This is a genomic window from Parahoeflea alexandrii, assembly GCF_024105735.1.
GTDB classification, from domain to species: Bacteria; Pseudomonadota; Alphaproteobacteria; order Rhizobiales; family Rhizobiaceae; genus Hoeflea; species Hoeflea alexandrii.
Genome location: NZ_JAAAML010000004.1, coordinates 342,398 through 359,276, shown reverse-complemented (window position 1 = coordinate 359,276; position 16,879 = coordinate 342,398). Strand labels below are relative to the sequence as shown.

The following is a 16,879-nucleotide window of genomic DNA, read 5'->3' as shown; positions in this document are numbered from 1 at the left end:
CTCTCCCACGAGGGGAGAGGCAGAGTGGCGCGATCGTCATTCGGCCGACCTCTCCCCTTGTGGGAGAGGATACGAAGGCCGGGCGAGCAAGGCGAGCCCTTGGCCGAAGTTGGTGAGGGGGCGTTGTAGGAGCAGTTCAGCCGTGGAGTTCCGTCATGTCTGACAGCTTCGACCCCGCCATCCTGCAGCAGTCCTGGCCCGCGCCATCCAACCCTCGTCCGATCGTCACTTTCGGCGCGGGCTCCATCGTCGGTGACGCGCATTTTCCGGCCTACCGCAAGGCGGGTTTTCCGGTTGCGGGCCTCTATGATCCCGATACGGAAAAGGCGCAGAAGCTCGCGGCCGAGTGGGGCATCACGGCCTATGCTTCGGCGGAAGAAGCGGCTGCGGTTCCTGGCGCGGTGTTCGATCTCGCAACGCCGCCCAACGTTCATGCCGGTGTCCTGCGCATGCTGCCCGATGGCGCCGCCGTGCTGATCCAGAAACCGATGGGCAGCGACCTCCCGGCTGCGACCGAGATCCTTCGGATCTGCCGCGAGAAGAAGCTCAGCGCCGCAGTCAATTTCCAGCTGCGCTTTGCCCCGATGATGCTGGCATTGAAAGACGCCATCGCTAAGGGCTGGCTCGGCGAGGTCGTCGATTTCGACGCCTGGCTGGCACTGGCGACGCCCTGGCAATTGTGGCCGTTCCTCAAGGGCCTGCCCCGCATCGAGATCGCCATGCACTCGATCCATTATCTCGACCTGATCCGGCAATTGCTCGGCGACCCGGATGGCGTTCACGCCAAATCCATCGGCCACCCCAGCCATGATGTCGCCCAGACCCGCACCAGCGCCATTCTCGATTACGGTGACAGGGTGCGGTGCGCGCTGTCGATCAACCACGATCATGATTTCGGCCGCAGGCACCAGGCCTGCGAATTCCGGATTTGCGGCACCAAGGGCGCGGCCTATCTGCAATTGGGCGTCAATCTCGACTACCCCCGCGGCGAACCCGACATACTCGAAGTCCGGCCCGAAGGCGCCGACGAGTGGATAGCCGTGCCGCTGAAAGGTTCGTGGTTCCCCGATGCCTTCGTCGGCCGCATGGCCAATCTGCAGCGCTTCGCCGCCGGAGAAGATGCCGAACTCATAAGCTCCGTCGAGGATGCCTGGAACACCATGGCACTGGTCGAGGCGGCCTACCAGTCATCCGCAACGCCTGCGACTCCGCTGCAAGAGAGACCCTGAGTATGGAACAGACAACCTATTTCGAGGACTACGAAATCGGCAGCCAGCGCGTGACTTACGGGCGCACAATCACCGAGACCGATTTCGTCGTCCATGCCGGGCATACCGGCGACTTTTTCCCGCATCACATGGACGCCGAGTTCATGAAGACCCAAGGCTTCGGCCAGCGCATCGCCCATGGCACCATGGTTTTTTCGATCGGCGTCGGGCTGACGGCGAGCGTCATCAACCCCGTGGCGTTTTCCTATGGTTATGACCGGCTGCGCTTTGTCAGGCCCGTCTTCATCGGCGACACCATCCACACCCGCACCACGATTGCCTCCAAGGAGGATGATCCGAAGCGCCAGGACATGGGCCGGGTATTCGAGCGCACCGAGGTCATCAATCAGAAGGATGAGGTGGTGCTGGTCGCCGACCACATCTATATCGTTGAACGCAAGAAAAAGCCCGACTGAGCGGCAACCTAGGGAGACAACATGGCAGATTGGGTCAAGGACAAGACGGTATTGGTGACAGCCGCAGGCCAGGGCATCGGCCGCGCGACCGCACTCGCGTTTGCCGCCGCCGGTGCGCGCGTCATCGCCACCGACATCAATGAAACCACGCTGGCCGAAATGGGTGGCATGACCGGGATCGAAACCCGCCGGCTCGACGTGTTGGACAATGCCGACATTGTCGCCACGGTTGCCGCCGTCGGTCCGGTCGACGTGCTGTTCAACGGCGCAGGCTTCGTTCACGCAGGCTCGATCCTGGAGATGCCGGACGCGGATTTCGACTTCGCGCTTGATCTCAATGTCCGCTCGATGATCCGCACCATCCGCGCGGTACTGCCGGCGATGATCGAGCGCGGCGGCGGCGCGATCGTCAACATGTCCTCGGTGGCAAGCTCGATCAAGGGCGTGCCCAACCGCTTTGCCTATTCAACCACCAAGGCCGCCGTGGTCGGGCTGACCAAGTCGGTGGCCGCCGATTATGTCGGGCAGGGCATCCGCTGCAACGCCATCTGCCCCGGCACGGTCGAAAGCCCGTCGCTGCAGGAGCGCATGCGCGCGCAGGGCGACTACGAGACCGCGCGCGCAGCTTTCATCGCCCGCCAGCCGATGGGCCGGCTCGGAACGCCCGAGGAAATCGCCGACCTCGCGGTCTACTTGGCAAACGCCACCTACACCTCGGGTCAGGCCTACGCCATCGATGGCGGCTGGACCATCTGAGAGCAGAACCGGGACAGATCACGTGACCACAATCACCGGCCTAGAGACCCACGATCTCAGATTCCCGACATCGCTGAGCCTCGACGGTTCCGATGCGATGAATCCGGACCCGGACTATTCGGCAGCCTATGTGGTGATCAAGACCGATACTCCGGGTCTGGAAGGTCACGGCCTGACCTTCACCATCGGCCGCGGCAACGACATCTGCTGCGCCGCGATCGGGGCCATGCGCCATCTCGTCGTCGGCCTGGATCTCGACTGGATCAGCGAAAACCCCGGCCGGTTCTGGCGGCATGTCACCTCCGACAGCCAGTTGCGCTGGATCGGTCCTGACAAGGGCGCCATCCATCTGGCGACCGGCGCCGTGGTCAACGCGGTCTGGGATCTGCTCGCCAAGCAGGCGGGCAAGCCGGTCTGGCGGCTCGTCGCCGACATGAGCCCCGAGGAGATCGTTTCCATCATTGATTTCCGCTATCTCACCGACGCGATCACCCGCGACGAGGCGCTCGACATCCTCCGCCGCGCAGAGCCCGGCAAGGCGGAGCGGATCGCGAGCCTCGAAGCGACCGGGTACCCCAGCTACACCACTTCGGCGGGATGGCTCGGCTACCCCGACGACAAGCTTCGGCGGCTGTGCCGCGAGGCGGTCGAGGCCGGCTACGATCACGTCAAGCTCAAGGTTGGCCGCGATCTTGAAGACGACATCCGCCGGCTCAGGATCGCGCGCGAGGAACTCGGTCCCGACCGTTTCCTGATGATCGATGCCAACCAGGTCTGGGAAGTCGGCCAAGCCATCGACTGGATGAAGGAACTGGCTTTTGCAAAACCGTTCTTCATCGAGGAGCCGACCAGCCCGGACGATATCGCCGGCCACAAGGCCATTCGCGAGGCGATAGCGCCGGTCAAGGTGGCGACCGGCGAGATGTGCCAGAACCGCATCATCTTCAAGCAGATGATCGTCGGCGGCGCCATCGACGTGGTGCAGATCGACGCCTGCCGTATGGGTGGGCTCAACGAGGTGCTGGCGGTGTTGCTGATGGCGGCGAAGTACGAACTTCCAGTATGGCCGCATGCCGGCGGCGTTGGCCTTTGTGAATATGTCCAGCATCTCTCGATGATTGATTTTGTCGCCATATCCGGCACAATGGAGGGGCGGGTAATCGAATATGTCGACCATCTGCACGAACATTTCCTGCACCCGTGCGTCATTCGCGATGCAGCTTACATGCCGCCTGTATCGCCCGGCTTCTCGATCGAGATGAAAGCCAGATCCATAACCCAGTACACCTTCACGCCGTCAAAGGCTGCGGTCGCCTGACCGCTTTCAACAGACACAAGGAACGAACATCATGAAACTGCTTCGCGTTGGCGCCCCCGGACAGGAAAAGCCCGCCATTCTCGATGCCGATGGCAAGGCCCGCGATCTCTCTTCTGTCGTGGGTGATATTGCCGGTGACGCGCTGCTGCCCGATAACCTGGCGAAGATCGCCGCAATCGACCCGTCGACACTTCCGGTGCTGGACGATGGCCGCATCGGTCCCTGTGTCGGTCAGGTCGGCAAGTTCATCTGCATCGGGTTGAACTATTCCGACCACGCCGCCGAAACCGGCGCCGAGGTGCCCAAGGAGCCGGTCATCTTCATGAAGGCCACCAGCGCCATCTGCGGCCCCAACGACACGGTCCTGATCCCGCGCAAATCGGTCAAGACCGACTGGGAAGTCGAACTCGGCGTCATCATTGGCAAGGGCGGCGTCTATATCGATGAGGCCGACGCGCTTGATCATGTCGCCGGCTACTGCGTCGTCAATGACGTCTCCGAGCGCGAATTCCAGATCGAGCGCAGCGGAACCTGGGACAAGGGCAAGGGCTGCGACACCTTCGGACCGATCGGCCCCTGGCTCGTCACAAGCGACGAGGTTGCCGATCCGCAGGACCTCAAAATGTGGCTCGAAGTCGACGGCCACCGCTACCAGGACGGCTCCACCAGGACCATGGTCTTCGGCGTCCAGCATCTGGTCAGCTACGTCAGCCAGTTCATGAGCCTGCAGCCCGGCGACGTTATCTCCACCGGAACGCCTCCCGGGGTCGGCATGGGCCAGAAGCCGCAGACCTATCTAAAGGGCGGCGAGATCATCGAGCTCGGTATTGAGGGACTGGGCCAGCAGCGCCAGAAGGTCGGCAAGGCCTGAGGCACAGCTAAAACGTCTGAATGTGCGGCGCCGGGATATCTCCGGCGCCATTTTCGTCGGTACAGGCTTGCGGCTCGAGCCAAACTGCCCGAAACATCACCGCTGCTTTCTGCATCTGGGGGGATTACCGAAATGACCGACTTCAACCTGCCTGACGATGGCGTTTTCATCGGCCGCATCTGGTCGCCGGAGGTCCAGGGGCCGTCGGTGGTGACGCTTCGCGACGGCAAGATCGTTGACATCACCTCGAAACAGGCCCCGAGCGTGCGCGACATCTGCGAGATGGAGGATCCCGCAGCCTACGTGCGCAGCGCTGGCGGCGTGACCATCGGCGATCTCGCTTCGTTGGCCGCCAATCCGGCCGGTGACATGGCCGGTGATCTGGCAAGGCCGCATTTCCTGGCGCCCTGCGATCTGCAGGCGGTCAAGGCCTGCGGCGTGACCTTTGCCTCGTCCATGGTCGAGCGGGTGATCGAGGAGAAGGCTGCCGGCGACCCGAAGAAGGCGCAGGATATTCGAGCCCGTGTCGGCGACATCATCGGTGGCTCGCTGCGCAACATCAAGGCCGGTTCGGACGAAGCCGCCCAGGTCAAGGCGGCGCTGATCGCCGAGGGGCTGTGGAGCCAGTATCTCGAGGTCGGCATCGGTCCGGACGCCGAAGTGTTTACCAAGGCGCAGGTGCTGTCCTCGGTTGGCCCCGGCGCGGAGGTCGGCCTCCATCCGGTTTCGAAATGGAACAATCCGGAGCCGGAGATCGTTCTGGCGGTGTCGTCGAAAGGACGCATCGTCGGCGCGTCGCTTGGCAACGATGTCAATCTGCGCGATGTTGAGGGTCGTTCGGCACTGCTTCTGGGCAAGGCCAAGGACAACAATGCGAGCTGCGCCATCGGCCCGATGATCCGTCTGTTCGATGACGCTTTCACCCTTGATGACGTCCGCGAGGCCGAACTCGACCTGACGGTGACCGGCGAGGACGGCTACGTGCTCAAGGGCCATTCCTCCATGAACCAGATCAGCCGCGACCCGGCCGATCTGGTTGCCCAGACGTTGGGTCGCCATCATCAGTACCCCGACGGGCTTGTGCTGTTCCTCGGCACGCTGTTCGCACCGACTCAGGATCGTGATACGCCGGGCGAGGGATTTACCCACAAGATCGGCGATGTCGTCACCATTTCGTCGCCTCGGCTTGGCAATCTGACCAACACGGTCCGGCTGTCGACAGAGTGCCCGGAATGGACATTCGGGGTCGCCTCTTTTATGCGGAACCTTGCCGCGCGAAATCTTATTTGACTGGAGACTGACATGCTGACTGGAAAACATCTGATTGCCGGAAACTGGGTTGCTGGTGAGACAACGTTCAAGAGTGAACCGGCGCATGGCGATGTCCATGAATTCTCGGTCGGCACGCCTGCCCACGTCGATGCGGCGGTGAAGGCTGCGGAAGAAGCTTTCTGGAGCTTCGGTTATTCCAGCCGCGCCGAGCGCGCTGCTCTTCTCAATGCCATTGCCGACGAGATCGAGGCGCGTGGCGAAGAGATCACTGCCATCGGCACATCGGAATCGGGTCTGCCCGAAGCCCGCCTGCAGGGCGAGCGCGGCCGCACCACCGGCCAGTTGCGTCTGTTTGCCAGCCACATCGAAAAGGGTGATTATCTAGACCGCCGCCACGATGAGGCTCTGCCTGACCGCGCGCCCTTGCCGCGTCCTGATCTGCGCATGATCCAGCGCCCGATCGGCCCTGTTGCCGTCTTCGGCGCGTCGAACTTCCCGCTCGCCTTCTCCACCGCCGGCGGCGACACGGCGGCAGCACTTGCCGCTGGTTGCCCGGTCGTGGTCAAGGGCCATTCCGCACACCCCGGCACCGGCGAAATCGTCGCCCAGGCGATCGACGCGGCGCTGAAGAAGCTCGGCATGCATCCCGGCATCTTCTCGCTGATCCAGGGCGGCAAGCGTGACGTCGGCCAGAGCCTGGTCCAGCACCCGCTGATCAAGGCTGTCGGCTTCACCGGCTCGCTCGCCGGCGGCCGTGCCCTGTTCGACCTCTGCGCCCAGCGCCCCGAGCCGATCCCGTTCTTTGGCGAACTGGGTTCGGTCAACCCCATGTTCCTGCTGCCCGAAGCCGTCAAGGCACGCGGTGAGGCGATCGCCAAGGGCTGGGCCGGATCGCTGACCATGGGCGCGGGCCAGTTCTGCACCAATCCCGGAATTGCCGTCATCATTGACAGCCCCGAGGCCGACACCTTTGTCGAAGCGTCGACGGCGGCACTCTCGCCGGTCGGCGCGCAGACCATGCTGACCGACGGCATCGCCCAGGCCTATCGCGCCGGTCGTGACCGGGTTGCCGGCGTCACCGGCATCCAGCAACTGCTGACCTCGACCTGCGATCTGCGCAACGCCACGCCCTATCTGTTCGCCACCACCGGCAAGGAATGGCTCGACAACGAGATCCTCGGTGAGGAAGTCTTCGGGCCGCTCGGCCTGATCGTCCGGGTCTCCGGCTTCGACGAGATGATGCAGGTCGCGAAAAGCCTCCACGGCCAGCTCACCTGCACCCTGCATCTCGATGCAGGCGACACGGAAAACGGCCGCGCGCTGATGCCGGTGCTCGAGCGCAAGGCGGGCCGGGTGCTGGCCAACGGCTTCCCGACCGGCGTCGAGGTAGCCGATTCCATGGTGCATGGCGGCCCCTATCCGGCCTCGACCAATTTCGGCGCGACCTCGGTCGGCACGCTGTCGATCCGCCGCTTCCTGCGTCCGGTCTGCTACCAGAACATGCCTGCCGAATTGCTGCCCGACGACTTCAACTGATCGTCACGTCTCAGCGTTGTTGAAAACAGGCCGGCCTCGTCCTCACGGACGGGGCCGGTTTTTCATTCTGTAGATCCCGGTTCAGATCTTGAGCCGTTCCGCCAGTTCCGCGCGAAGATTGATCGTGCCGGAATGGGTGTAGATGCATTCGCCGTGATCCATCAGGGCCGCCTGATCCGCCACCGCCTCGACCAGGCTCAAATTCTGCTCAATGATCAGGAAGCCGCGACCCGCATCTTTCGCCCGGTTGATCGCTTCGGCCATCAGCGCGATGTTTTCCGGCTGCACGCCTTCGGTCGGCTCGTCCAGGATCACCAGCTTCGTGTCCTCCGCCAGCGCCCGGCAGAAGGACAGGATCTTTTTTTCGCCGCCCGAAAGGGTTCCGGCGCGCTGGCCGAGCCGGTCCGGCAGCCGCGGGAACATGGCGAAAAGCTCCTTGTAGCGTTCCAGCGAGCGGTCGCGGTGATGCAGCGTCAGGTTCTCGGCAACGCTCAACGTATCGAACACCACGCCTTCCTGCGGCGCATAGCCCATGCCCTGCCTGGCGCGGCCATGCGCCGGTGCGAAGGTGAGATCCTCTCCCAAAAATACCACCTGGCCTGATGCCGGCATGAGCGACCCGGTGACAAGTCGCGCGAGCGTCGATTTGCCGACGCCGTTGCGTCCGGTCACGCACAGCGCCTGGCCTTGCGACAAGGCGAGCGACAGATCGGTGACGATGACGATCTCGCCATATCCGCCGGTGAGATTATCGATCGAGAGAAGAGGCGCGGCTTTCATTTGCTGCCTCCCGAATAGACGCGTGCGACATCGGCGTTGGCGCGGATCTCGGTCATGGTGCCGTTGGCAAGCAGTGCCCCCTGGTGCATCACGAGAACATGGTCGGAGAGCCGCTCCACCACCTGCATGTCGTGCTCGATGATGATGAAGGTGGCCTTTGTCTCCCCGGCGATCGCGGCGATCGCCTCGATCATCTGCCGGGTCTCGTCGGCGGACAATCCGGCGCAGGGCTCGTCGAGCAGCACCAGGTCCGGTTCGGCCAGAACTGTCATCGAGAAATCCAGCATCTGCCGCTGGCCCACCGACAGCGAGCCCGCCATTTTGTCGCTTTGCATGAGGAAGGGAAAGCGAATCTTGAGTTCGCCAAGCATCTGCGTCGTCCAGCCATAGGGCCGCATCGAGAACATTTCCGTCGTGCCGATGCGGTTCGCCCAGAGCGCGATCTCGATGTTCTGGCGGACGCTGAGTTCCGGAAAGATCGACGGAACCTGGAACTTCCGGCCGATGCCGTTGCGCGCGGCAATGAAGGGCCGGGTGTTGCCGAGCGACACGCCGCGCCAGCTGATCTCGCCGGCCCCGAGCGGAAGCCGGCCGGTGAGCACGTTGAGCGCCGAGGTCTTGCCGGCGCCGTTCGGTCCGATGATGCAGTGGATTCCGGTGCGGGATATGGAAAAGCTCAAGCCGTTGAGGATCCGCACCGGGCCCATGCTGACGCCGACAGTGTCGAACCGCAGGTCGGGCGCAGCGCGTTGGTCCTTGCTTGCAAGCAATTGCGGTGTGGGGGCTTCATGGCGGGTTGAGCTCCCGCCGCCGAACCGTGAGAGTGCCGCCGAAAACAGCCCGCTGATACCGCCCGGCATCTTCAGCACGACGAGGATGAACACCAGCGCGACGGCCACTTCCCAATAGCGGAACGAGTCCCGCAGGCCTGCTGCCATGAAACCGATCAGCACCGCGCCGGCGACCGGGCCGATGAGGCCGAAGCGGCCGCCGACGGCCGTCCAGATCAGGAGTTCCGCCGAGAGCACGAAGCCCACCGCCTGGGGCGTGACGATGCCCTGATGCGGCGCGTAAAGCGCGCCTGCGAGACCGGCGATGCCGCCGCTGATGCCAAAGGCCGCAGCCTTGAGCATCGATGTGCGGAAACCGAAGAACTGCAGCCGCTCCTCGTTCTCGCGGATGGCGATCAGCAGTTGCCCGAACGGCGCGCGCATCACATGCGCCAGCACCAGGGTGGAGACGACCAGCACTCCAACGATGACGAAATAGAGCGTCTCGTAGGTATCGATCCCGGGCAGTCCGGGAATTGCGGTCATGCCGTTGAACCCGCCGGTAATGCCGCTGAGCGAATTGGCAAGCTGGAATCCGAGCATCGACAGCGCCAGCGTGATCAGCGAGAAGTAGGGACCCGAGCCGGTCTGCCGGTTGAACACCAGCGCACCGACAAGCCCGGCCAGAAGTGCGGGCACCAGGCAGGCGACGGCGAAGGCCGGAATGAGCAGCGCCCAGCCCAGATCCGCCTTCAGCGCAGCGCCCGAGAGATAGGCGCCGATGCCGAAGAACAGCGCCTGCCCGAGCGGCAGGAAGCCGGCTCGACCCCAGCACAGCGCTATGCCCTGCGCCACCATGCCGTAGAGCAGGTAGAGCCCGAGCTGGTAGGCGGTGAAGCTGTCCGAGAGCAACGGAAACGCCAGAAGCAGGGCTGCGAGCGTGAGTTTAGCGGCGCGAGAAAATGCCATCGGGCCTCAACCATAAAAACAGGATGGAGATCGCAAGCACGCCGAGATAGCCGGCGGTCTTGTCGAAAATGGCGGAGATGACGACATCGGCGCCGCCGATGATGCTCGAGCCAATGATGAGGCCCTCAAGCGTACCGAGCCCGCCGACCACCAGGATGAAGAAGGAGGAGAGCAGGTAATCGAGGCCCATATAGGGTTCGACCCGCACCAGCGGCGCCAGCAACACGCCCGCGAGCCCCGCGATGGCGACGCCGGTGACGAAGGTCGCGCGCGAAAGCCGCGCCGTATTGATGCCGACGGCTGCGGCAAGATCGGGGTTCTGCACCATCGCCTTGATCCGGGCGCCGGTGTTGGAGCGCTGGTACCAGACAAACAGTAAGGCAAACATCGTGACGATCACCGCCATCAGCACCAGCCGGTAGGCGGGATAATCGATGCCCATCAGGCTGACCGTGCCGGGCAGCGACTGGTCGACGCTCTGGTATTCGCGACCGAAACTCACCTCGACGCCCTTGCGCATCAGGATCGCGATCCCCCAGGTGGCCAGGAACGTGTCGAACGGCCGCCGGTAGAGATGCCGGATCACCGACCATTCCATCAGCCAGCCCAGCGCGCCGCAGACGATCACGGCGAGTGGGATGGCCAGCACGAACGGCAATCCGGCCTGCTGCACCATCAGCGCGCTGTAGGCGCCAAGCATGACGAACTCGCCATGTGCCATGTTCATGACGCCGAGCAGGCCGAACACCACCGCAAGCCCCAGGACGATCAGTCCCAGGGTTGCGGTGGAATAGGCGAAATTAAGCCCGTAGGTGACAACGAGATCCATCGCCCTTGCCGATCCTCAGCCGCAATTGTTGCCGGGATCGACATCGGCAAAGGTCTGCACCACCGTAAAGGCGGTGCCGTCGGCTTGGGCCAGGTAGATGTCCTTGGCGACATGACGGTTCGACATCGTCGCCGCACCGCGCGGCCCCTCATAGGTTGTGCCTTCTGCGATGGTGTCGATATCGCTGGCTGACAGCGACTGCGCCTTGCCGGCCAGCGCGCTCAGAAGCAGCACGCCCTCGTAGCAGGATTGACCCAGCGAATTGAGCGCTGCCGCGTCCGCTCCGAACTTGGCGGCATAGGCTTCCGCGAAGGCCTTGGCGGCTGGCGTGTCGATGGAGGCGAAGTAGCCGGCCGAGGAGTAGAGCCCCTTGGAGTTCTCCGCGCCGATGCCGGCCAGGGTGTTCTCCTCGATCAGCGTACCAAGACGGATGGCGCTGTCGGAGAGGCCGAAGCTGGCAAAGGCCCGGTTGAAGCCGACCGACGCGCCGCCGACCAGCGTGATCAGCACCGCGTTGGCGCCGGTGTCCTTGATCTTGGCGAGGTTGGAATCGAAATTATCAGCGGTGAAGGGCAGGTATTCCTCGCCGACGACTTCGCCGCCCGACGCCTCGATATAGCCCTTTGCGGCTGCATTGGTGTCGCGCGGCCAGTTGTAGTCATTGCCGATCAGGTACCATTTGCTCGCACCCTTTTCCTTGGCCAGCCACGGAATGACGGGGGCCAGCTGCTGGTCCGGGGTCTCACCGATGACATAGGTGCCGGCGGCGCACTCGCCGCCCTCGTAGACGGGGGTGTAGATATAGGGCACCTGGCCCTTGAACAGGTTGGTCAGCGCGCCGCGCACGGCACTGTCATGCATGCCGATGAAGGCTTCGGCCTTTTCGCCCTTCCACAGTTTCAGCGCCGCCTGGGTGGCGTCGGCGGGCGGCCCTCCGACATCGGCGAACACCGGTTCGATCTGGCGGCCGAGAATGCCGCCGCTGGCGTTGATCTCGTCAACGGCCATCTGGGCGCAGTTCTGCGAGGAAGGGCCGAACAGACCTGCAGGGCCCGACAGCGGGATCAGGATGCCGACCTTGATCGGGCCTGCGGCGAAGGCCGAGGTGAGGGCAGTGCCCGAGAGCGCGCCGGCAACGGCCACGGTGAGCGATGATTTGATGAAGTCGCGTCTTTTCATGTTTGTTCCCCGGTTGTTAGGTTTCAACGGACTGGTGGTTTCGCATCGAAGGCGAAGACGGTTTCGATGGCGGCGGCGATGGCGAGCAGCCGGTCGTCCGAGAGCGCGGGGCCGTCGAGCTCCATGCCCAGCGGCAGGCCGCCGGGGCTGAGACCGGACGGCAGGCTGATGCCGGGAATCGCGGCATTGCTGCCCGGATCGGTGTTGCGGATGAAGGTCGGGAAGGTCGGAACCCGTTCGCCGTTCAACTCCACGGTCTCGTCGTCGCCGATCGGCCTGGCCGGAAGGGCCGCGGTCGGGAAGATCACCGCCTCGACGTCGTGCGACCTGAAATAGTCGGCATAGGCCGCCAGCAGCTTCGGCCGATCCTCGTCGATCGCCTTGCGGTAGACGGCTTCGGGCATGGCATCCGCGCCAAGCTGTGAGGCAACCAGCCCCTTGACGTCCGGGCTGCCGATGCCGTCGAGAATATCCTGCATGGTCAGGTCCAGTCCCTGGTCGCGAAGATAGGCCGGCAGGTCCTGCATGAATTCGTAGAGCACGACCGGGAAGCTGACCGCCGCATCGAGCGCGCCAATATCCGGAATGTCCGCCTCGATCAGCACGACGCCGGCTTTCCGCAGCGCGTCGAGCGCGGCTTCCGCGTTGGCGGCCACGGCCGGGTCGAGGGTCTCGTAGAAATAGGTGCGCGGCACACCGAGCCGCAGTCCCTTCAGTGTTGCTGGAGCTGTCGCGGGCACGCCGCCCGCCATCACCCGGTCGAGCAGCTGTGCGTCGGCGACCGATCGGGTCAGCGGCCCTGCGGTGTCGCGGGTGTGGCTGATCGGAACGATGCCTTCGCCCGGATAGCGCCCGACGGTGGGACGGAAGCCGACGAGACCGCAGAGCGATGCCGGAAGCCGGACCGATGCGCCGGTATCCGTGCCGACGCCGCCGGGCATCATCCGCGCCGCGACGGCAGCTGCGACCCCGCCGCTCGATCCACCGGGGATCATGGCCGGGTTCCAGGGATTGTGGACCGCGCCGGTAACGCCGTTGTTGGAGCTGATGCCGAAGGCAAGCTCGTGCATGTTGCCGTTGGCGCCGAGCAGCGCGCCTGCATCGAACAGCGCCTTTGCCACCGGCGCGGGCGCCTTGGCGACATGGCTTGCCAGCGCCCCGGTGGCGGCGCCCGCAGGCAGGATGCCTGTGTTGATGTTGTCCTTGATGCACAGCGGGATGCCGCCGAGCTTCTGCCCGGCCTTGCCGGAAGCATCCACCTTGCCGGCGGCTTCCAACAGCTTGTCCCAGTCGTGCGACACCAGAGCGTTGAGCGATTTCTGCTCTTCCGAGCGCGCGATCAGAGCCTCGGCGTATTCGCGGGCGGAGAAGCGCCGTGCCGTAAGCCCTTCGAGAGCCTGCGTGATCGTGAGGTCGAAAAGGTCGAGATCGTGATGTGGCATTTTCCCTCCGCCTGTGGTTTCGGACCGAGGGACATGATGCGTATGGCGGAGCCGCGATTTCTATCCTCAGTAATGAGGATATTTCAGTTCAGTGCGTGATCACCCTGGAGAGAAGCTGGGTGCGCCCGCTGATCCCGAGCTTGCCATAGATGTGCTTGAGGTGGGACCGGACCGTCGTGAAGGAGATCCCGTATCTTGCGGCAATCTGCTGATCTGACAGGCCCGCCAGCACGGCTGCGCAGATTTCCTTCTCGCGTGCGGTGAGCATCGCGCCGGTGGCGGCCTGCTCGAGCGCGGAGACAAGGTCGACCTTGCCTTGCGCGCTCGTCTCCCGCGCCAGGGCACTGCGCATCGCATTGGTGAAACCCGGGCCGATGGCGTCGAGGATCTCAAGCTCGCGGTGGCTGAAATCCTCCTTGTTCTTGCCGCGCCAGATCCTGAGGTCGCCGATATTGGTTCCGCCGGAATAGGCGTAGAAGTTCACGCCGAAGTGGAGACCGTCATTGGCAAGGAAATCGTTGAAGAACTCGGTGCGCTCGAACCGGCTGCGCGGCATGATCTCGCTGACGCTAGTGGCCTTGCGCCGCCGCTGCAGCACCGGCGTGATCGGATCGCAATACTGGAAGTACTGCTCATAGGCGCCCAGATTGTCGTCGCTCATGTTGATCGACACACGATCGCAAAACGCGTTCTGGGAATTGTTCCAGACATAGGAGGCGAAATACTGCGCGCCAAGCAGGTCCAGCAGCTTGAGCCCGACCCGGCGGCGCAACTCGTTCGAGCCGTAGCCGTAGGAAAGGTCAGCCATGATGCTGAAGACGAGATCGGTTTCCTTTGTCGTCAGGTTCAAGGACGGGCCCGCCGGTTGGTGCGCAATCGAAGCTCGACGATACACACAAGGCCGGTTTCTTTCAATCCGGCTCGATGACGGATAGGAAACTGAGCCATTACGGCGCTGTGCCGACAGTTCCTGTCGCCGGCGCAATCTCCGGGATCGGGCCGCCGAGACAGAGCCGCCCGCAAGCAGCCAGCCCCTTCGGCATCCGCCAGCCGGAAACGCGGATTGAAGTTTACTGGAAGAACGGCTAGTCGAAATCCATGTTGAATTCCGTGCTTATAGTCGCGGCCGGCCGCGGCCATCGCCTCGGCGGCGAGATCCCGAAACAGTTCCTCCCCGTCGGCGGCATCTGTTCGCTCCGCCGGGCGGTCGACGCGTTCCTGGCGCTCGATGCGATCGATCTTTTGCGCGTGGTCATTCATCCCGACGACCAGGCCCTGTGCGAAGCGGCCCTGGCCGGGATCGATGACAGGCGGCTGCTTGCCCCGGTGCATGGCGGCGCGACGCGGGCGCAGTCTGTGCGCCTGGGTCTCGAATCCTTCCGCGACACAGGCACCGGCAAGATCCTCATCCATGATGCGGCGCGCCCGTTCATCCCCGCGCGCGTGATCGTGGCAGTGCTTTCCGCGCTCGATCAGGCCGAAGGCGCGTTTGCCGCGCTTCCTGTGGTTGACGCGTTGTGGAATGCCGACGGCGACCACGCCCTTGCACCTGTTTCGCGCGACGGGCTCTGGCGGGCGCAGACCCCGCAGGGTTTTGCATTCGATGCCATTTTAGCCGCCCATCGGGGGCACGATGGCGAGGCCCATGACGATGTCGCCGTTGCCCGCGCAGCCGGCATGGATGTCAGGATCGTTCAAGGCGCGGAAGAAAATTTCAAGATCACCACCGCTGCCGATCTGGAACGGGCCCAGGCCGAACTGATGCGTCTTGAGAATGACCGCCGGGCGGACTGACGAGGCCCGGCGCCGCGGCCGCTCTTACCCCATGTTGACCGCGCGCCGCCGCGCGATCTCGATATGCCTTTGCATAGCCGCGGCAGCGGCGTCGGGATCGCGCGCCTCGAGCGCCTCGATGATGCGCAAATGGTCGCCGATCACCGAGGGGATCATCGGCACGTAAAGCCGTGTCTCGGCCAGGCGGATCAGCCTGATCTTGATCCAGTTGACCCGGTAGGCGTGGGCAATGATGTCATTGCCGAGCCCGTCGATGATCGCCTCGTGCAGTTCAAGATCGACGGCTTCCGCGTCCTGCATCAGCCCGTCTTCCTCGCCCCGTTCGAACCGTTCGATGATCTGCTCATGGTGGGCGCGCAGCCTTGCGATCAGGCCGGCATCGGCATTGGTGGCAAACAGCCTGACGGCCGCCACCTCGATGAATTCGCGGAACTGGTAGGCGTTGCGCACCAGGTTGAGATCGACCTGCGGAACCTGCATGCCACGCTGCGGCACGGTGCGGATCAGGCCTTCGGCCTCGAGCCGCGGTACCAGTTCCCGGATCGCGCCGAGCGGATATCCGGTGATCTCCACCAGTTGCCGCTGGGTGATGAACTGCCCCGGCCTGATCTGCTGTGACAACAGGCTGCGTGTGTATTCCTCATAGGCCTGCTCGCGCAGCTTGAGCGGTTCACCATCCTTGTTGTGCGGCGTCTGGGGCGCGATCATCGGTTCTCCTCAGTCCATGGCCATGATGGCGTCAAAGGATTGGATCAGTTTCGACTTCCGCTCCGGGCTCAGTTCCGTGAGCGGCGCCCGTACGGCATCGAAACCGGCATCGCGCGCCAGGTGCCCGACCAGCACCTTGACCGCGGGCATCACCGGGTTGGCGACAATCAGGTCGACGATCTCGCTCACCAGCCGCCCGTCGCCGCCCGAATGGATCACCGGCGCCAGCAGTTCCGGCGTGATGTTGGCCACCCCGCAGATTGATCCCTCGGCGCCTTTGGCCATGGCGCGCGGCAGCAGCCGCTCGTCGCCGACCAGCACCGAGATGTCGCCATGGCTCGCGATATAGCGCTCGGCCGTCTCCCAGTCGCCGGAGGAATCCTTGATGCCGGTGATCACGCCGGGCCAGGCCTTGCGCAGCCGGGCGATCAGTTCCGGTGACAGCGCCACCGCGGTCTGTCCGGGAATATGATACATGATGACGCCGCGCAGTCCCCCGCCAATGCGTTCGAACACCTGGTTGAACCAGTTGAAAACCCCCTCGTCATCGACGCCCTTGAGATAGAAAGGGGGCGCCATCAGCAGCCCGCTCGCGCCGGCGTCGAGTGCGGCCCTTGACTGCGCGACCGCGTCATCGATGGCCGACGCCATGATGCCGACCTGGATGCGTGTATCCGCAGGCAGGCTCTGCGCCACCGCGTGATGCATGGCCTTGCGCTCCTCCAGCGACAGACCGTAGCCCTCGCCGGTGGTGCCGCACAGGGTGACGCTGTCGCAGCCGCGCGCCAGCATGGCGCTGGCATGTCGTGCAAGCTTGGGAAGATCGACCGCGCCTGAGGCGGTGTAAGGAGTCACCAGGGCGGCCGAAAGGCCGAAGATAGGTTTGGACATCAAGGATAAGCCAGTCTGTTGGAGCTAACATGTTAGTACGATGTCAGTACAGGATCTGCCCCGGGCGGTAAAGCCCGGAT

The 16,879-nt window shown here is 64.0% G+C and carries 16 protein-coding genes; 8 read left to right on the top strand and 8 right to left on the bottom strand.

The window, feature by feature from the left end; genetic code table 11:
* Positions 1-155 precede the first annotated feature (155 nt).
* The 7 genes from GTW23_RS20985 (at position 156) to GTW23_RS20955 (ending at position 7,437) form a co-directional block, all read left to right on the top strand.
* Complete coding sequence (locus GTW23_RS20985; RefSeq protein ID WP_252917368.1) at positions 156-1,229, top strand: Gfo/Idh/MocA family protein; 1,074 nt, start codon at positions 156-158, stop codon at positions 1,227-1,229.
* A gap of 2 nt (positions 1,230-1,231) precedes the next feature.
* Positions 1,232-1,684, top strand: coding sequence for a MaoC/PaaZ C-terminal domain-containing protein (locus tag GTW23_RS20980; protein ID WP_252917367.1), 453 nt, complete (start codon positions 1,232-1,234; stop codon positions 1,682-1,684).
* A gap of 21 nt (positions 1,685-1,705) precedes the next feature.
* Positions 1,706-2,440 (top strand): SDR family oxidoreductase, encoded by a 735-nt coding sequence (locus GTW23_RS20975; RefSeq protein WP_252917366.1) that lies wholly within the window; start codon positions 1,706-1,708, stop codon positions 2,438-2,440.
* 22 nt (positions 2,441-2,462) lie between these two features.
* Positions 2,463-3,758, top strand: a complete 1,296-nt coding sequence (locus GTW23_RS20970; protein ID WP_252917365.1) for an L-fuconate dehydratase — start codon at positions 2,463-2,465, stop codon at positions 3,756-3,758.
* Positions 3,759-3,789: 31 nt separating this feature from the next.
* On the top strand, positions 3,790-4,629 hold the full coding sequence (locus GTW23_RS20965; RefSeq protein WP_252917364.1) for a fumarylacetoacetate hydrolase family protein: 840 nt from the start codon (positions 3,790-3,792) through the stop codon (positions 4,627-4,629).
* Between the two features lie 132 nt (positions 4,630-4,761).
* The gene (locus GTW23_RS20960; protein ID WP_252917363.1) at positions 4,762-5,919 is read left to right on the top strand and encodes a fumarylacetoacetate hydrolase family protein; all 1,158 of its coding nucleotides are present in this window, start codon (positions 4,762-4,764) and stop codon (positions 5,917-5,919) included.
* A 12-nt stretch (positions 5,920-5,931) separates the two neighbouring features.
* Positions 5,932-7,437 (top strand): aldehyde dehydrogenase (NADP(+)), encoded by a 1,506-nt coding sequence (locus GTW23_RS20955; protein WP_252917362.1) that lies wholly within the window; start codon positions 5,932-5,934, stop codon positions 7,435-7,437.
* Between the two features lie 81 nt (positions 7,438-7,518).
* Here the strand turns inward: GTW23_RS20955 and GTW23_RS20950 are convergent, their stop codons facing one another.
* From GTW23_RS20950 to GTW23_RS20925, 6 genes are all read right to left on the bottom strand, one after another.
* A complete protein-coding gene (locus tag GTW23_RS20950; protein ID WP_252917361.1) occupies positions 7,519-8,217 on the bottom strand; it encodes an ABC transporter ATP-binding protein in 699 nt (232 codons plus the stop codon).
* Positions 8,214-9,956, bottom strand: coding sequence for a branched-chain amino acid ABC transporter ATP-binding protein/permease (locus tag GTW23_RS20945; protein WP_252917360.1), 1,743 nt, complete (start codon positions 9,954-9,956; stop codon positions 8,214-8,216). The genes GTW23_RS20950 and GTW23_RS20945 overlap by 4 nt, the downstream gene beginning before the upstream one ends.
* Entirely contained in the window at positions 9,934-10,785 is an 852-nt protein-coding gene (locus GTW23_RS20940) for a branched-chain amino acid ABC transporter permease (protein ID WP_252917359.1), read from the bottom strand. Before GTW23_RS20940 ends, GTW23_RS20945 begins: the two co-directional genes overlap by 23 nt.
* 15 nt (positions 10,786-10,800) lie before the next feature.
* Positions 10,801-11,964 carry a substrate-binding domain-containing protein gene (locus tag GTW23_RS20935; RefSeq protein WP_252917358.1) on the bottom strand — a complete coding sequence of 388 codons (1,164 nt, stop codon included), beginning with the start codon at positions 11,962-11,964 and terminating at the stop codon, positions 10,801-10,803.
* Positions 11,965-11,987: 23 nt separating this feature from the next.
* Positions 11,988-13,406 (bottom strand): indoleacetamide hydrolase, encoded by a 1,419-nt coding sequence (gene iaaH / locus GTW23_RS20930; protein ID WP_252917357.1) that lies wholly within the window; start codon positions 13,404-13,406, stop codon positions 11,988-11,990.
* An 88-nt stretch (positions 13,407-13,494) separates the two neighbouring features.
* Positions 13,495-14,256, bottom strand: coding sequence for a response regulator transcription factor (locus tag GTW23_RS20925; protein WP_252917356.1), 762 nt, complete (start codon positions 14,254-14,256; stop codon positions 13,495-13,497).
* Positions 14,257-14,516: 260 nt separating this feature from the next.
* Between GTW23_RS20925 and ispD the strand changes: the two genes are divergently transcribed.
* Complete coding sequence (gene ispD / locus GTW23_RS20920) at positions 14,517-15,200, top strand: 2-C-methyl-D-erythritol 4-phosphate cytidylyltransferase (protein ID WP_252917355.1); 684 nt, start codon at positions 14,517-14,519, stop codon at positions 15,198-15,200.
* A 24-nt stretch (positions 15,201-15,224) separates the two neighbouring features.
* Here the strand turns inward: ispD and GTW23_RS20915 are convergent, their stop codons facing one another.
* A complete protein-coding gene (locus GTW23_RS20915) occupies positions 15,225-15,908 on the bottom strand; it encodes a GntR family transcriptional regulator (protein ID WP_252917354.1) in 684 nt (227 codons plus the stop codon).
* A 9-nt stretch (positions 15,909-15,917) separates the two neighbouring features.
* Positions 15,918-16,799, bottom strand: a complete 882-nt coding sequence (locus GTW23_RS20910; protein ID WP_252917353.1) for a dihydrodipicolinate synthase family protein — start codon at positions 16,797-16,799, stop codon at positions 15,918-15,920.
* Between the last annotated feature and the right edge of the window lie 80 nt (positions 16,800-16,879).

Coding starts and splice junctions, on each gene's coding strand:
- GTW23_RS20985 (WP_252917368.1), top strand. CDS start 156: ATGTCTGACAGCTTCGACCCCGCCATCCTGCAGCAGTCCTGGCCCGCG.
- GTW23_RS20980 (WP_252917367.1), top strand. CDS start 1,232: ATGGAACAGACAACCTATTTCGAGGACTACGAAATCGGCAGCCAGCGC.
- GTW23_RS20975 (WP_252917366.1), top strand. CDS start 1,706: ATGGCAGATTGGGTCAAGGACAAGACGGTATTGGTGACAGCCGCAGGC.
- GTW23_RS20965 (WP_252917364.1), top strand. CDS start 3,790: ATGAAACTGCTTCGCGTTGGCGCCCCCGGACAGGAAAAGCCCGCCATT.
- GTW23_RS20960 (WP_252917363.1), top strand. CDS start 4,762: ATGACCGACTTCAACCTGCCTGACGATGGCGTTTTCATCGGCCGCATC.
- GTW23_RS20955 (WP_252917362.1), top strand. CDS start 5,932: ATGCTGACTGGAAAACATCTGATTGCCGGAAACTGGGTTGCTGGTGAG.
- GTW23_RS20950 (WP_252917361.1), bottom strand. CDS start 8,217: ATGAAAGCCGCGCCTCTTCTCTCGATCGATAATCTCACCGGCGGATAT.
- GTW23_RS20945 (WP_252917360.1), bottom strand. CDS start 9,956: ATGGCATTTTCTCGCGCCGCTAAACTCACGCTCGCAGCCCTGCTTCTG.
- GTW23_RS20940 (WP_252917359.1), bottom strand. CDS start 10,785: ATGGATCTCGTTGTCACCTACGGGCTTAATTTCGCCTATTCCACCGCA.
- GTW23_RS20935 (WP_252917358.1), bottom strand. CDS start 11,964: ATGAAAAGACGCGACTTCATCAAATCATCGCTCACCGTGGCCGTTGCC.
- iaaH (WP_252917357.1), bottom strand. CDS start 13,406: ATGCCACATCACGATCTCGACCTTTTCGACCTCACGATCACGCAGGCT.
- GTW23_RS20915 (WP_252917354.1), bottom strand. CDS start 15,908: ATGATCGCGCCCCAGACGCCGCACAACAAGGATGGTGAACCGCTCAAG.
- GTW23_RS20910 (WP_252917353.1), bottom strand. CDS start 16,799: ATGTCCAAACCTATCTTCGGCCTTTCGGCCGCCCTGGTGACTCCTTAC.